Here is a 13,765-nt window from a genome sequence, read left to right as displayed (position 1 = left end):
TTTCAATCAATCCAAATTCTGGGTCAGCCGTGGGGTGACAATCCCTTGCGGATCCGCTGGATCCCCGCCTCGTAAAGGCCATCCAGCCCCTCCTGATCTTCACGGGTATCGAAGATCTTGAGGAACCACATATACTGGCCCGGATGGCGCATCAGCTGCTGTTGCACCATGTCGTTCATGCGACAGGTATCGGCCATCACATCCTCGGTGGGATAGTTGTCGAACGGTGCCTCAATCTCCAGTCGGTAGCAGTGGTTCGCTTCGTCATAGCAGGCGAGCAGCGGCACCGCCTTGGCACCACTGACCTGCACCAGACGGGGCAAGGCAGGCAGGGTCGCTTTGGGATAGCCAAAGAAGGGGGCGAAGATGCTCTTCTCGCGGCCATGATCCTGATCCGGCAGATAGAAGAAGCTGCGACCGCTCTTGATGGTTCTGATCACCGCCTTGATCCCGGCGCTGCGCTCATAGACGCGGCAACCGTTCTTGGCTCGCGCACGGTTGAGGTGCCAGTCAAACACCGGATTGCGCGCCCGTTTCATCATGGTGCACATGGGCACCCCGCGCTGGGTGAAGCAGTAACCGGCGGCATCCACCGGCCAGGTATGGGGCACCACCAGGATCACCGGACGGCCGGCCGTCCGCTCCGCCTCGATATGCTCCCAACCGATCACCTGCATCCGGCTCATCAGATAACGCTGACTGCGCATGGTGAACTCGCCAAATCCCAACAGACTCTTGAGGCCGACCCGGATCGAGGTCAGTGCAATGGCATCCCGCTCTTCCGGGCTCTTGTCCGGGAAGCAGATCTCCAGATTGGTTCTGGCGATATAAATCTGTTTTTTCGAGATACGAAACACCAGCGGAGCCAAGGCTTCGGCCAAACGGTCGCGCAATCGCACCGGCACAAAGGCGAGCAACATCAGCACGCCGAGCGCCAGCCAGCTGAACCAGTAGCGGGGATGCAGAAAACGGGCTTCAAAAGAGGAGTCAAATACGGGATCTTGGGACGACATGTATTGGGGTCGAGCGAAAAAGTGGTGCTGCATTGTAGTCGTCCTGACAGGTAATACCAGTTAAATCCATGGCAAATAGCCCGCCACGGGCGCCACATCAAAAAACCATAAAAAAATACCCCGCACTGCGGGGCATTTTGCTCGTTACACAACCAGGGTGGAGGCTCTTTGTCCATCCATCGTATGACTGGTCGTTTATCCCGTCGCTCTCGGAGCGCACTGCTTATCCATTTCCCGATGTCACATCATCAAGATTTATCGGTGAGCCCCCTGGCGGGCCATGCCGTTATTCATTTCGGTATTACGCTGCGGCAGAAAAAACATCAGGTAACGCAGTGCCACATACCCGACGATCACGGTAGCCACCCCCAGCTCGAAGTGGGCCAGCAGTCTGATCTGCTCAACGTAGTGACTCCCTTGCGCAAACCCTTCAACCAGATGAGCCACTTTGAACAGAGCGGTGGCACCGATCACCAGCGGGAAGGTGAAGGCGGCATAACCCGGCGAGAAGGGCAGACGCAGCAGTTTGATGAAGGCCAGATAGATGATGCCGGTCATCAGGATGGCAATCCCCAGCAGCACGGCCACCAGCAGCAGTGACGGCTCCTGACTGACGGTCAGGTAACCGGCCAGAGAGAGGCTGGCAGGGGCCGCCAGAATGGCGATGGTCGGTTTGGCGGCATCCGGCACTTCATGGCTGAAGATCAGGCGATAGAGCATCAGCGGCAGCATCAGGCCGTAGCAGATGATCCCGAACCAGAGCAGACCGTTGGCCAGCGGGGCAAACTGACCACCCGGGAAGGCGACGTCAGCCACGATGATCCCCACCGGCGGCACGAACCAGCTCGGCACCATGTGGTGGATTTCAAACTCTTTGGCGCGATGCCAGATAAAGGTGGCCAGGAACAGCAGATGAACCGCCACGGCAAACAGCCAGAGGGCCTCGCCCGCTTGCGGCGCCATCATACCCAGCGCTTTGGAGACCACCATGGTGCCCATGGCATAGGTCGGTACCACACTGCCCACCACGGGGTGAGCGAGATCCTGCAACAGCAGGCGGGGGTGAAGCAGAAACTTGAAGGTCAGGATCACCAGCAGCACGGCCGCAATGGCAGCGCCCAGCAGTTGCATCCGGCCATCGAAGTGACCGGCATTTTCCCAACACCAACCAAGGCTGGCGATGCCCAGCGCCAGACCCGCCATGGGGGTTGGGGCGGCAGCCAGTGATTTACGGGTTCTTGCGATCATGATGACACCTTTCTATTGATGACTATGGCGATAGGATAATCGTCCCTTATCGTTTACGATATCTAAATGAATTAAATCAATCATTCAGGAAAACCAAACACGATGAAACTGACCCTGCAGCAGCTGAAAGTGTTCGCCACCATTGCCCGCTATGGAAACCTTGGCCTTGCCGCCAACGAGCTCTGCCTGAGCAAGGGGGCCGTCTCCCAGTCGCTGCAGGAGCTGGAGCGCCAGCTCTCCACCCCGTTATTTGACCGCATTCACCCCAGATTGCAGCTCAACAACGAGGGGCGCCTGCTGCAACCAGCTGCTGAAGAGCTGCTGACCCGGATGCAGGATATCGAGAACCTGTTCAGCCCCGATGCCGAGCCGAGCGGCCAGCTTCGCCTTGGTGCCAGCCAGACCATCGGCAACTACCTGCTCCCCACCCTGCTCGCCAGCAGCAAACAGGAGCTGGGACTCCCCCCCAAGGTGACCATCAACAACACTCACCTGCTCTGTCATGCGCTGGCCAACTTCGAGCTGGATATGGCACTGATCGAGGGGGAGAACCACCACCCCGACCTGCTCGCCGAACCCTGGCTACAGGACGAGATGCTGGTGGTGGCGCCACCCGGTCACCCGCTTGCCAACAAGAAAGAGCTCTCCCTCTCCCGACTTGGGGGCGAGACCTGGGTATTGCGTGAAGCGCAATCGGGCAGCCGCGAGCAGTTTATCCAGCAGATCCAGCCCGAGCTGCCCCGCTGGCAACCAGGGCTTGAACTCAACACCCTGGAGGCGGTGATGCTGGCGGTGGAGAAGGGGCTTGGCATCTCCTTTATCTCCCGGCTGGCAGCCTCGGATCGCCTGGCAGATGGGCGGCTGATCGCCCTGCCACTCTCCCGCCGCTTCCCGCGCCAGCTCTCCCTTATCTGGCACAAGCAGAAGTACCACTCCACCTCCCTGCGCCACTTTATCCACTTCTGCCGGGCTCAGGTGAAGGATGCCGCGGTGAGCCGCGCAGAGTAACGCCCGCTCGGAGCGCCGCTGGCAGACCCGCCCGCCAATGACGGAAAAAGCAGAGAGGGAGCCACGGCTCCCTCTCTTTGATTCGCTTCTGAGTATCACTTCGCCAGACTGCGCAACCAGCTGATCTCCTCGCCCCAGATGGACTCGTCTATGGTCTCGAGGATCAGCGGAATTCGATCGAAGCGATCATCATTCATGATGTGGCGGAAAACAGCCTCCCCCAGATTGCCCTCCCGCAAGCTGTGGTGGCGATCGACCCGGCTGCCGAAGGTGCACTTGGCGCCGTTGATATGCATCCCCTTGAGATAATGAAAACCCACCGTGCGGTCGAACTCGGCAAAGACGGCAGCGCAGCTCTCGGCGGTGCGCAAATCGTAGCCAGCGGCAAAGGCGTGGCAGGTATCGAAACAGATCCCGACCCGGCTCTTGTCCTCCACCCCCTCGATGATGGTGGCGAGGTGCTCGAACGACCAGCCGAGGTTGGTCCCCTGCCCGGCGGTATTCTCGATCACCGCCGTCACCCCTTCACTTCGCTCCAGCGCCCAGTTGATGGACTCGCTCACCAGCTTGAGGCTGGCAGCCTCTGGGATCTGCTTGAGATGGCTACCGGGGTGGAAGTTCAGATAGCAAAGCCCCAGCTGCTCGCAGCGCTTCATCTCATCGAGAAACGCATCGCGGGATTTGGCCAGACCATCGGGATCCGGGTGGCCCAGATTGATGAGGTAACTGTCGTGGGGCAGGATCTGCTCCGGCAGAAAACCGGCCTTGTCACAGGCCGCCTTGAAGGCGCGGATGGTGGCATCCGACAAGGGGGCGGCCTGCCACTGACGTTGATTCTTGGTAAAGAGGGCAAACGCGTTGGCCCCGATGGCCTGGGCGCGGGCGATGGTATTCTCCACCCCGCCGGCCGCACTGACGTGGGCTCCGATATATTTCATACAATCTCCTCGATACGGCAAGCCGCCATTATGCCGATCCCGCCCGGCCACGCAAAACCGGGATATCCGATAGCGGGTATCGACAAATAGCGCCACCTTGGCAAGGCGGCTGCGTTTCATGGCTCAATCGGCCTTCGCTGTGGCAACCTCTCCCCAGAAGGGATAGTTAGAGCCCGCCCGCGCCAGCATGGCGCCCATAAAAAACGCAGCGTATCGCCTGAGCAATAACGCTGCGTCTTTGGGTCTCTCGGCCGTCCCCCTTGCCGTGGCCCGAATGGCCAGCGACAAGGGAGCAAGAATGCGCGGGGAGAGTCGCCTTAGAACGGCATCTTGAAGCCTGGCGGCAGTTGCATGCCACCGGTCAGCTCGCCCATCTTGGCCTTGTTCTGCTCTTCCACACGACGCACGGCATCGTTACAAGCGGCGGCGACCAGATCTTCCAGCAGCTCCTTGTCATCTTCCATCAGGGAGGGGTCGATCTCGATGCGACGGACGCTGTGGCTACCGGTCATGGTGACCTTGACCATGCCAGCACCGGCTTCACCGGTCACTTCCATCTGAGCCAGCTGCTCCTGCGCCTTCTGCATACGCTCTTGCATCTGTTGGGCCTGTTTCATCAGGTTCCCCATTCCACCTTTACCAAACATATGTCGTCTCTCGTCTTGAAATCCGGCATCCAGCGCCGGGCTGTGGGCTTGTCTGTCCTAGATGGGGACAGCCAAACTGCTTTTCAACCGGAAGCAAGCTCCCGGCCACGGAATTTAGCGGTTGAGGGGCTCGATGCTCTCGTGATGGAGCACGGCACCAAACCGCTGAACTAAAAACTGTACGTTGGGATCCTGCTCCAGATCCCGGGTCACCTGCTCGCGCACCCCGAGATAAAGGCGATGTTCGATCTCGAGGGGGGTCTCCTGGTCAGGCACCACGCCGAGCGTCACCTCGACCTGCACCGGTTGACCCAGCGCTGGCCCGATGATCTCGGCCAGATCGGCGCGCGCCTTGTCGCTCACCAGATGGCGCTGCTCGGGCTTGAGGGTTAGCAGTACCTTGTCCCCTTCCCGCGTCATCACCGAGTTGATGGCCAGCTGGCGCAGCCGCCCTCCCACCTGAGTGTGAGCGATCAACTCGGCCCAAGGGTCGCCGCAACCATTGAGCAGCGAGGAGGGGATAAGGCGAGTCGCCTCTCCCTCTTGCGGCTCGCTGTCGCTCTCGAGCTCATCCCAGTCGATGGTCTCCATCACCGGCTGAACGGGCTCATCCTGCGTCACAGGGGTAGCAGCCACCGCCGTGGTGGCAACGGGTGGCTGGGTCGCTGGGGCGGGCGTCACCGCAGGCGCCGCAGCGCTGCGCTCGCCGGGTCGATAGCTCGGCTGCCCGTCGAGATCCCAGGGGGGCAGATCGGTTGGCTGGGCCGGTGCCGTGACAGGGGCGTGGCTCATCACCTGAGTCTGCTCGGCAAAGCCCTGATTGAGGTACTCCTCGTATTCCCCGTTGTCACCCTGCGGCTCGTAACCGTCGCCATAGAGATCCACCGGCGGCAGATCATCATAGTGACCCATCGCCGCCATCCCCTGCCCGACCGATTGGCTGACCGGAGCAGGTTGTTGGGTGACGGCCGGTGCAGCAGCGGGCGCAACAGGGCGAGCTGGCGCAACCGGCACCGCGCGCGGCGCGGGCGCCGCCGGGGCATCCTGACCACGCTGGCGGCTGCGCAGCATGTTTCGCTTGCCAAGCAGGCTTTGCATGCTCGACACCGCCGAAACAGCTTCAGGAGCGGTAACCGGCGCAATTGTCGGTTCGAGCGCGGGCTCGAAGGGGGCAGTCAGCGACTCGCCACGGGAATGGTCCGCGTAGGCTGCGGCAGAAGCTTGTTCATCAGCATCTGCGGGCTGTGCAGCTGAGTGCGCAGACACATCGGGTTGCGCATGGGTCAACGCGGGCTCGGGTTGATACCCCATGCCTGCGGCTTCACGCAGCAGTTCATCCTGCTGGCTGAACAGCTCGGCGGCTTTTGCCTCCTCCTCGCTGTCGGCGGGGTTGCCGATGTCATCCACCATCGCAGGCAGGGAGACATCAACAGCGGGCACGGCACTGTTAGCAACAGGGCTGGCTAGCGGTGCAGGCACGGCGCCGCTGATCGGTGCCAGTGCGGCCGATTCAGCGGCCGGGCGCTTTCCCGGCAAGGAGGCTACCGGCGTGGCACTGCTCGCCGCACTGCTCGTCATTGACGGGGGCAACGCGGTGAGGCTGGCCGGATACAGGGCATCGCGCCTTGGCGAGAAGGCGAGCATCCGCAGGCAGGTCATCTCCAGCGCAGTGCGGCCATCGGGGGCCCAGGGCAGATCTTTACGGCCACCCAGCACGATCTGGTAGCAGAGCTGCACCTCTTCCGGGCTCATCGCCTTGGCCAGTTGCAGCAGGGAATCGGCATCCGCCCCCTGCTCCTGCACGCTGGCAGGCAGCAGCTGCGCCATGGCGATGCGATGGAGCAAGCCTTCCAGCTCGGCGTGGAGCTGATCAAAATCGGGGCCCAGGGTGGCGATCTCGGTGATCTTGGCCATGGTCGCGGGGGCATCTTGCCGCAAAATGGCTTCCAGCAGCTGGTGCAGATGGCGGTGATCGAGCGTGCCCAGCATCGCCAGCACACTCTCGAGGCGCACGCTACCATTGCCGTGGGCCAGCGCCTGATCGGTCAGGCTCAGGGCATCTCGCATACTGCCGTCGGCGGCTTTGGCCAGGGCCAGCAGGGCGCGTGGTTCGAAGGGCTGCCCCTCCTGATCCAGCACCCATTCGAGCTGCTTGGCGATCTGGGTCTGATCCAGACTCTTCAGATGAAACTGCAGGCAGCGCGAGAGAATGGTAATGGGCAACTTCTGCGGATCCGTGGTGGCCAGCAGAAACTTCACATAGGGGGGCGGCTCTTCCAGGGTTTTCAGCAGCGCGTTGAAGCTGTGGCGCGACAACATGTGCACTTCATCGATGAGGTAGACCTTGAAGCGGCCGCGGGCCGGACGGTACTGCACGTTGTCGAGCAGCTCGCGGGTATCTTCCACCTTGGTGCGGGACGCCGCGTCAATCTCCAGCAGGTCGACAAAGTTGCCCTGATCGATCTCGCGGCAGGTATCACAGACGCCGCATGGGTGGCTGCTGATCCCCTGCTCGCAGTTGAGGCTCTTGGCCAGAATACGGGCGATGGTGGTCTTGCCGACCCCGCGGGTACCGCTCAGCAGATAGGCGTGATGCAGCCGTCCCTGATCCAGGGCGTTGGTCAAGGCGGTCAGCACATGTTGCTGGCCTACCACTTGTTCAAACGTATGGGGGCGCCATTTACGCGCCAGAACCTGATAGCTCATAAATCCATCATGCAGGGAAGACAGGGCATTGAGGCCGGATGCTAACACAAATGGCGGGCTGGCTGTATCGGCTATCGGTCAGAGCGGGAGGGATCGCTTGATTTTCAAACCGATGCCCGCAAGGGCACCGGTTCAATGCAGGCCCGATGCAGAGGATCGGGCCGAAGAGGCATTACTCGCCGGCCAGCTCGACCAGTGAGACTACCTTGATGCCAGCAGCAGTCAGGCGGGCATCGCCACCCAGAGACGGCAGGGAGATGATGAAGGCCGCATCGGCAACTTCACCACCGGCACGGCGGATCAGCTTGACGGTCGCATCAACGGTACCACCGGTCGCCAGCAGATCGTCCACGACCAGCACCTTGTCACCAGGCACGATGGCATCGGTGTGCAGTTGCAGGGTGTCAGTGCCGTACTCGAGGGCATAGGACTCCTCGATCACTTCGCGCGGCAGCTTGCCCGGCTTGCGGACCGGTACGAAGCCCAGCCCCATGGCATAGGCAACCGGCGCGCCAAAGATGAAGCCGCGAGCTTCGGTGCCAACAATCTTGGTGATCCCTTGATCACGATAGTGATTGGCCAGCAGATCGATGGTGGCCTTGAAGGCCTCGGCGTTCTCGATCAGGCTGGTGATGTCACGAAACAGAATGCCCGGCTTCGGATAGTCGGGAATGGTCTTGATGCTTGCTTCGATAAATTTCAGGGTTTCCGGATTCATGTGTTGACCGCTTATTTTTTTGACCCAGGGGTGGCCATTTTTTCTCAATTCCCTTCTGCGGGAAATAAAAAAGCCTGTCACGCAAAAATGACAGGCCGACTCCATAGCATTATTGCTGCAATAGCTTAGGGACTTCACTTCACCATTGCAACTGGCTCCAGCACCCGCAGACGCATTAACCAGGTGAGCAGGATCACCATTATGACAACCAGCAGCCCCTTGACCCACAGCAGTGGCACCACCGCCAGCGACACCGAAAAGGTGAGCAAAATGAAGATAATGGCGCGCCGTCTGGCCTGACGACGAATGCCGCGATACTGCTGCCAATCCACGATGGGCGGGCCAAACCAGGGATGGGTCAGCAACCAGCGATGAAAACGGGGCGACGAGCGGGCAAACAGGGCGGCAGCCAGCAACATGAAGGGGGTAGTCGGCAAGAGCGGCAGCACAATGCCCACGATACCGGTGGCAAATGCCAGCCACCCGAGCGCCATCAGACACCAACGCTTCATTCCTTCTCCTTGCGTGATTTATCTCCCTCTAGCCTAACAGAGTTTGAGCGGGTGCTGACAGCGGGCCGCAACCCCACTACAATCTGCCCTCTTTTTTCTTGCCACTCTCGTCGGAAAGCCGTTATGCGCGTTATTTTGGCCCCCATGCAGGGGGTACTGGATCACCTGATGCGGGAGGTACTCACCTCCGTCAATGATTACGATCTCTGCGTGAGCGAGTTTATCCGGGTCGTCGATCAGCTGCTACCCGCCAAGGTGTTCTACCGCCTCTGCCCTGAACTGCTGCAAGATGGCAAAACCCGCGCAGGCACCCCGGTGCGGGTACAACTGCTGGGGCAACACCCCGAGTGGCTGGCCGAAAACGCCGTGCGCGCCATCGAGCTGGGCTCCCCCGGCGTCGATCTCAACTTCGGCTGCCCCGCCCCTACGGTCAACAAGAGCAAGGGCGGTGCGGTGCTGCTCAAAGAGCCCGAGACCATCTACCGCATCGTCAAGGCGGTGCGCGAGGCGGTGCCCGCCCATCTGCCGGTGAGCGCCAAGATTCGCCTCGGTTACGATGACAAGGATCTCTATCTGGAAAACGCTCAGGCGGTCTTCCAGGGGGGGGCCAACGAGCTGGCCGTTCATGCCCGCACCAAGCGCGAAGGGTACAAGGCCCCCGCCCACTGGGAGTATGTGGACGCCATTCGTCGTGCCCTGCCCATCCCCGTCACCGCCAACGGCGAGATTTGGGATCATAAAGATGCCCTCGCCTGCGCCAGGGTCTCGGGTTGCGATGCCCTGATGGTCGGGCGCGGCGCCATCTCCCTGCCCAATCTGGCCAACGTGATGAAAACCGGCTGCCCGCACATGAGCTGGGCCGAGGTGCTGCAGTTGATGGTGAGCTATACCGAGCAGGATCTGGCCAGCGAAAAAGCCGACTACTACCCCAGCCGCATCAAACAGTGGTTCAGCTATCTCAAGCGGGAATATCCCGAAGCGGACCTGCTGTTTCAGGAGATCCGGGTGCTCAAAGAGACGGATCCGATCCGCGATGCCCTGCTGCAAGCAGCCAAAAGCCACAGCTAACCACGTTTAACTTGACGCATATCATCTTGATAAAGTTATCGGATCCCTATACTGCCCCGAATCTGTCGTCTGTCCTGTGGGGGATAATGTGTGTGAAATGACGCAAGCACAGTTGACTGTCTGGCGTAATCGCCTGCTGTCAGACTGGGCCCAAGTACGAGAAACGCTGATCGGTCAGCTCAAAGCCTGCCGCCGTGACGAGTGGGCCGAACAGGTCGGTCACTGCGAGCAGGATCAACTGGTGGAACTGACCAGCCGGCTGGATCTGCCGAAGGTTGAGCAGAGCGTGGCCCGCCTCAAGCGGATCGATGCGGCACTCTGCCAGATGGATCTCGGCCTCTATGGCCTCTGCTCCGATTGTGAAGAGCCGCTTTCCATCGAACAGCTGGAACAGGATCCGACCCTGCAACGCTGCCCGCGCTGCGAAGCCCGCTATCGCAAGGGATTCCACGCCCACGAACTGTGATGGATGCACCTCTGTGCATCCACTCACCCCTCTTCTCTACTGGTTAGTCCGTCATTCCTGTCCAATACTCAACCCTATCAGCCGATCCGGGGGGATAAGGTGTGTACAGAGTCTTGCTGATATGGTGTTTATGCTGCCAAGCAATAGCACAAGAGCCCCTGGTTGTAGGCTGGACAGAGTGGCAACCCTTCAGTTTTCGCGATAAGCAGCAACAGTTGCGGGGGCTGGACGTTGAGCTGGTCCACGCCATCTTCCAGCGAGCCGGTTATCAGGCCAGATTCAGCGAAATGCCTTGGTCTAGGGTGCTTCATGAACTGCGTTTTGGCACGGTACAACTTGCCATGTCTGCCAATATCACCACCGAACGACAACAATATGCGCGATTCACCCATCCCTACCGGGAAGAGCAGGCCGTTATTATTATCCGCCGGCAGGATGAGCAACGCTGGCGCGACATTACCTCGCTGGCATCGCTGCGCGAACGAGCTGACTTCAATATTGGTGTCCTCAAGAATTTTGATTACGGCATTGCCTTTCGCCAGCTGATGACCGAACCCGAAATGCAACCACGCCTGCAGATACGCCTGAGGCTGGATCAGCTGTTGAAGATGCTACGGGCTGGGCGAGTTCAGGGGCTCGTGCTAGACCCCCACGGGATGCAGGGGTTGAGTCATGATGGAGATATACTTTCCGAATTCAAGATCCAGCTGCCGCTCGAGCAGACACCAGTACACCTGATGCTGAGCAAAGAGAGCACCACAGAGGCGCAACTGCAACGGATCAATCAAGCTATCCATCAGTTGAAACAGAGCCCCGACTATCAGCAGATCCTCGACCGCTACCAGTTCAGATCCCTGCAACCATAACAAAACACCCAATGAGCAAGGGGAGCATCCGCTCCCCTTGCCGTCTCAAGCAAACCCTACTCTGTCTCAAACTAGCCTTGTTGCGACTTGCCAAGACAATTTTGTCACCGTTGACATGATGAGTTACCTCTACCCGTCAGCATCCCAGCACAATGTCGGCAAGATGGGCGAAGTGGTGGATCTCGTGGGTCGCATCGCATTCGCCCGAGTGCCGCCTCGGGTTATACCAGCAGGTAGCCAATCCCTGTGACGCAGCCCCGGCAATATCAGTTTTCGGATTGTCCCCCACCATTAGCACTCTGGCCGGATCCGGCTTCCCCATCAGGGAGAGTGTGTGCTGGAAAATAGCCGGCGCCGGCTTGGTCACCCGGATCTCGTCAGAGATCACCAGGGGCTCGAACCACTCGCTCCAGCCCAGTTTTCCAAGTCTGCCACGTTGGGGGACGCTGAAACCATTGGTGATGATCCCCATCCGCACCTTGCTGCGCAATTGCTGCAGGGTCTCGACCACCCCTTCGAGGGGCATGCTAAGGGCAATGATCTGCTCCAGAAAGGTATTGTTCATCGCCATGGGGTCGGCGGCAACTTGCTGGGCAAAGAGGGAGAAGCGGGTCTGCTGCAGCACTGTCGCATCGATCTCGCCATCGTTGTACTGCTGCCAGAGCTCATGGTTGATAGCATGGTACTGCGCCATGCTGGCGTCATCGGCCTCCACACCATAGATCTGCAGCGTTTGCACCAGTGCCTCGGCGACCGGGAAATCGAGCAGGGTTTCATCCAGATCGAACAGCACCCAGTCATAGCTTGGTTGTTTCACAGAAATCCTTTTATCAGTCAGATTATTCGGAAGCTGAGTGCCCCACTCGACCGAGTGGGCCAGCCAGCAGATCCAGCGTGAACCGCACACCAAAGCCGGTCACTTCGCTGGAGACCACCCCATTGCCCCCCTTGTTGCGAAAACCGCTCAGGTCGAAGTGCAGCCAGGGCGTCTGCTCGGGGATAAAATGGGCAAGAAAGCGGGCCGCATCAATGTGATCCGGCGAACTGCCTGGTGCACACTGCAACAGATCGGCCCACTCGCTCTCGATATTTTCATCGTAATCCTCATCGAGCGGAAAGGGCCAGACTCGTTCACCGCTGTGCTGACCCAGCTTGACCAGCGATGCCAGCCATTCGTGGCGATTGGTAAAGACGCCGCTATAGCGACTGCCCAGTGCCCGCTTGCAAGCGCCGGTCAGAGTCGCATAATCGATCAGCAGATCCGGGGTATCCTGCGCCGCCATCGTCAGAGTATCGGCCAGCACCATTCGTCCCTCCGCATCGGTATCCACCACTTCGATGGTGAGACCATTCATCGCCGTCACCACTTCACCCGGACGATAAGCCTGGGGACCGATATGATTCTCGGCAATCGCCAACCAGCAGTGAACCTCATAGGGCAGCTGAGCCCGACTGATGGCATAAAGGGTACCCAGCGCCACCGCACTGCCCCCCATATCGAGATGCATGCCATACATGCTGCCGGAAACCTTGAGGTTATAGCCACCTGAGTCATGGCAGATCCCCTTGCCCACCAGCGCAATGCGGCGTACCGGCTTGGGCGGGTAGTAGCTGAGCTTCACCATGGCCCCCTGATTATCTTCCGAACCGCGGGCTACCGCCAAAAAAGCCCCCGCTCCCAGCTCGGCCAGCTGCGCCTGATCGTAGTGATGGCACTGCCAACCTTCATCCTGAGCCAGCTGGCTGACGAACTCGCGATAGCTGGCCGCAGTCAGCTCCGAGGCGGGTAACACCGCCAAATGACGAGCCAGCCCATTGCCCCCTGCTTCGCTGTAGATACGAGCGAGATCCAGCACTACAGCAGGAGAGACCGACACATGCTGATAGTTCCAGCCACTTTCGCTACGGCTTTTGCTGGTCGGCAACGGTAGATTGGCGGCCAACAGAGCCGACAACATCAATTCAGCCAGCATCACCCGCTCTGAGGGGGAGAACCCCTCCAGATGCAGCCCGAGCCGCTCTACCTTGAGCCCGGAGAGCGGGGCTATCCAACCTCTGACCTGCTTATAAAGACGGTGATCCCGCGTCACATTGCCGGTCACCAATATGACCAGCAACAGGGTGGAACCATGCATCAGGGTGAAAGGTGCTTTTTGCCCAAGCGCCAACTGGGTGTTGATCCCCGACAGGGCCGGTAGCGACAGCAATGCCTCCTTTTGCTCTTCGGCGATCAGCAGCAGTTGCAATGGCAAGCCCTGTGAAAGGGTCTCGGTCAGCGTGGCATCCCGGCTTTCAATAGCAGGAGGAAGATAGGTAAAAGGAGTGATCACAGGCGCGTGCCTCATCCATGAAGAGATATCTGATGATACCTAACAAATGGTCGAGACGACCAGTTATGGTCTTGAAAAAGCGCAGGAAACAGCATTAATCGCCATCGGTTGCATACCCGATGGAGATATATTCAATGTAATGAGGGGGAAAAGAACAAAACTATCAGGAAGTTGGTTGCGGGGGCCGGATTTGAACCGACGACCTTCGGGTTATGAGCCCGACGAGCTACCGAGCTGCTCCACCC

At 59.7% G+C, this 13,765-nt stretch carries 14 protein-coding genes; 5 read left to right on the top strand and 9 right to left on the bottom strand.

What is annotated here, in order from left to right; genetic code table 11:
- Positions 1–23 precede the first annotated feature (23 nt).
- Together lpxM and G5195_RS19025 are read right to left on the bottom strand one after the other, a co-directional pair.
- On the bottom strand, positions 24–1,013 hold the full coding sequence (gene lpxM / locus G5195_RS19030) for a lauroyl-Kdo(2)-lipid IV(A) myristoyltransferase (protein ID WP_041202778.1): 990 nt from the start codon (positions 1,011–1,013) through the stop codon (positions 24–26).
- Between the two features lie 255 nt (positions 1,014–1,268).
- The gene (locus G5195_RS19025) at positions 1,269–2,261 is read right to left on the bottom strand and encodes a TDT family transporter (RefSeq protein WP_206901806.1); all 993 of its coding nucleotides are present in this window, start codon (positions 2,259–2,261) and stop codon (positions 1,269–1,271) included.
- A 102-nt stretch (positions 2,262–2,363) separates the two neighbouring features.
- Here G5195_RS19025 and G5195_RS19020 point away from each other — a divergent pair, with 102 nt between their 5' ends.
- A complete protein-coding gene (locus G5195_RS19020; protein WP_319920773.1) occupies positions 2,364–3,269 on the top strand; it encodes a LysR substrate-binding domain-containing protein in 906 nt (301 codons plus the stop codon).
- Positions 3,270–3,364: 95 nt separating this feature from the next.
- Here the strand turns inward: G5195_RS19020 and nfo are convergent, their stop codons facing one another.
- The 5 genes from nfo to G5195_RS18995 form a co-directional block, all read right to left on the bottom strand.
- Positions 3,365–4,207, bottom strand: a complete 843-nt coding sequence (nfo, locus tag G5195_RS19015) for a deoxyribonuclease IV (protein ID WP_319920772.1) — start codon at positions 4,205–4,207, stop codon at positions 3,365–3,367.
- Positions 4,208–4,524: 317 nt separating this feature from the next.
- A complete protein-coding gene (locus G5195_RS19010; RefSeq protein WP_005333445.1) occupies positions 4,525–4,854 on the bottom strand; it encodes a YbaB/EbfC family nucleoid-associated protein in 330 nt (109 codons plus the stop codon).
- 114 nt (positions 4,855–4,968) lie between these two features.
- Positions 4,969–7,560, bottom strand: a complete 2,592-nt coding sequence (gene dnaX, locus G5195_RS19005; RefSeq protein ID WP_421210156.1) for a DNA polymerase III subunit gamma/tau — start codon at positions 7,558–7,560, stop codon at positions 4,969–4,971.
- A gap of 172 nt (positions 7,561–7,732) precedes the next feature.
- Positions 7,733–8,278 (bottom strand): adenine phosphoribosyltransferase, encoded by a 546-nt coding sequence (gene apt / locus G5195_RS19000; RefSeq protein WP_005352403.1) that lies wholly within the window; start codon positions 8,276–8,278, stop codon positions 7,733–7,735.
- 134 nt (positions 8,279–8,412) lie between these two features.
- Positions 8,413–8,790, bottom strand: coding sequence for a YbaN family protein (locus tag G5195_RS18995; RefSeq protein ID WP_319920770.1), 378 nt, complete (start codon positions 8,788–8,790; stop codon positions 8,413–8,415).
- A 123-nt stretch (positions 8,791–8,913) separates the two neighbouring features.
- On the opposite strand from G5195_RS18995, the gene dusC reads away from it, so the two are divergent.
- The 3 genes from dusC to G5195_RS18980 all read left to right on the top strand — a co-directional run bounded on the left by dusC (position 8,914) and on the right by G5195_RS18980 (position 11,190).
- Positions 8,914–9,858 carry a tRNA dihydrouridine(16) synthase DusC gene (gene dusC, locus G5195_RS18990; RefSeq protein WP_167567790.1) on the top strand — a complete coding sequence of 315 codons (945 nt, stop codon included), beginning with the start codon at positions 8,914–8,916 and terminating at the stop codon, positions 9,856–9,858.
- A gap of 97 nt (positions 9,859–9,955) precedes the next feature.
- Positions 9,956–10,324, top strand: coding sequence for a TraR/DksA family transcriptional regulator (locus G5195_RS18985; protein WP_019445807.1), 369 nt, complete (start codon positions 9,956–9,958; stop codon positions 10,322–10,324).
- 158 nt (positions 10,325–10,482) lie between these two features.
- Entirely contained in the window at positions 10,483–11,190 is a 708-nt protein-coding gene (locus tag G5195_RS18980; protein WP_266135705.1) for a substrate-binding periplasmic protein, read from the top strand.
- 136 nt (positions 11,191–11,326) lie between these two features.
- On the opposite strand, the gene yjjG is transcribed toward G5195_RS18980, so the two are convergent.
- A complete protein-coding gene (gene yjjG, locus G5195_RS18975) occupies positions 11,327–12,007 on the bottom strand; it encodes a pyrimidine 5'-nucleotidase (protein WP_216953489.1) in 681 nt (226 codons plus the stop codon).
- Between the two features lie 22 nt (positions 12,008–12,029).
- On the bottom strand, positions 12,030–13,520 hold the full coding sequence (locus G5195_RS18970) for a M17 family metallopeptidase (RefSeq protein ID WP_421236391.1): 1,491 nt from the start codon (positions 13,518–13,520) through the stop codon (positions 12,030–12,032).
- A 46-nt stretch (positions 13,521–13,566) separates the two neighbouring features.
- Here G5195_RS18970 and G5195_RS18965 point away from each other — a divergent pair.
- The coding region (locus tag G5195_RS18965) for a hypothetical protein (protein WP_421236390.1) at positions 13,567–13,765 on the top strand (199 nt) is incomplete at its 3' end.

This window comes from Aeromonas sp. 601039, from assembly GCF_049174415.1.
Taxonomy (GTDB): domain Bacteria; phylum Pseudomonadota; class Gammaproteobacteria; order Enterobacterales; family Aeromonadaceae; genus Aeromonas; species Aeromonas veronii_A.
This window is presented reverse-complemented; position numbering and strand designations above follow the sequence as displayed.

What these genes read in the sequence shown, in the direction of transcription:
- lpxM (WP_041202778.1), bottom strand. Translation starts at nt 1,013, where the DNA reads ATGTCGTCCCAAGATCCCGTATTTGACTCCTCTTTTGAAGCCCGTTTT.
- G5195_RS19025 (WP_206901806.1), bottom strand. Translation starts at nt 2,261, where the DNA reads ATGATCGCAAGAACCCGTAAATCACTGGCTGCCGCCCCAACCCCCATG.
- G5195_RS19020 (WP_319920773.1), top strand. Translation starts at nt 2,364, where the DNA reads ATGAAACTGACCCTGCAGCAGCTGAAAGTGTTCGCCACCATTGCCCGC.
- nfo (WP_319920772.1), bottom strand. Translation starts at nt 4,207, where the DNA reads ATGAAATATATCGGAGCCCACGTCAGTGCGGCCGGCGGGGTGGAGAAT.
- G5195_RS19010 (WP_005333445.1), bottom strand. Translation starts at nt 4,854, where the DNA reads ATGTTTGGTAAAGGTGGAATGGGGAACCTGATGAAACAGGCCCAACAG.
- dnaX (WP_421210156.1), bottom strand. Translation starts at nt 7,560, where the DNA reads ATGAGCTATCAGGTTCTGGCGCGTAAATGGCGCCCCCATACGTTTGAA.
- apt (WP_005352403.1), bottom strand. Translation starts at nt 8,278, where the DNA reads ATGAATCCGGAAACCCTGAAATTTATCGAAGCAAGCATCAAGACCATT.
- G5195_RS18995 (WP_319920770.1), bottom strand. Translation starts at nt 8,790, where the DNA reads ATGAAGCGTTGGTGTCTGATGGCGCTCGGGTGGCTGGCATTTGCCACC.
- dusC (WP_167567790.1), top strand. Translation starts at nt 8,914, where the DNA reads ATGCGCGTTATTTTGGCCCCCATGCAGGGGGTACTGGATCACCTGATG.
- G5195_RS18985 (WP_019445807.1), top strand. Translation starts at nt 9,956, where the DNA reads ATGACGCAAGCACAGTTGACTGTCTGGCGTAATCGCCTGCTGTCAGAC.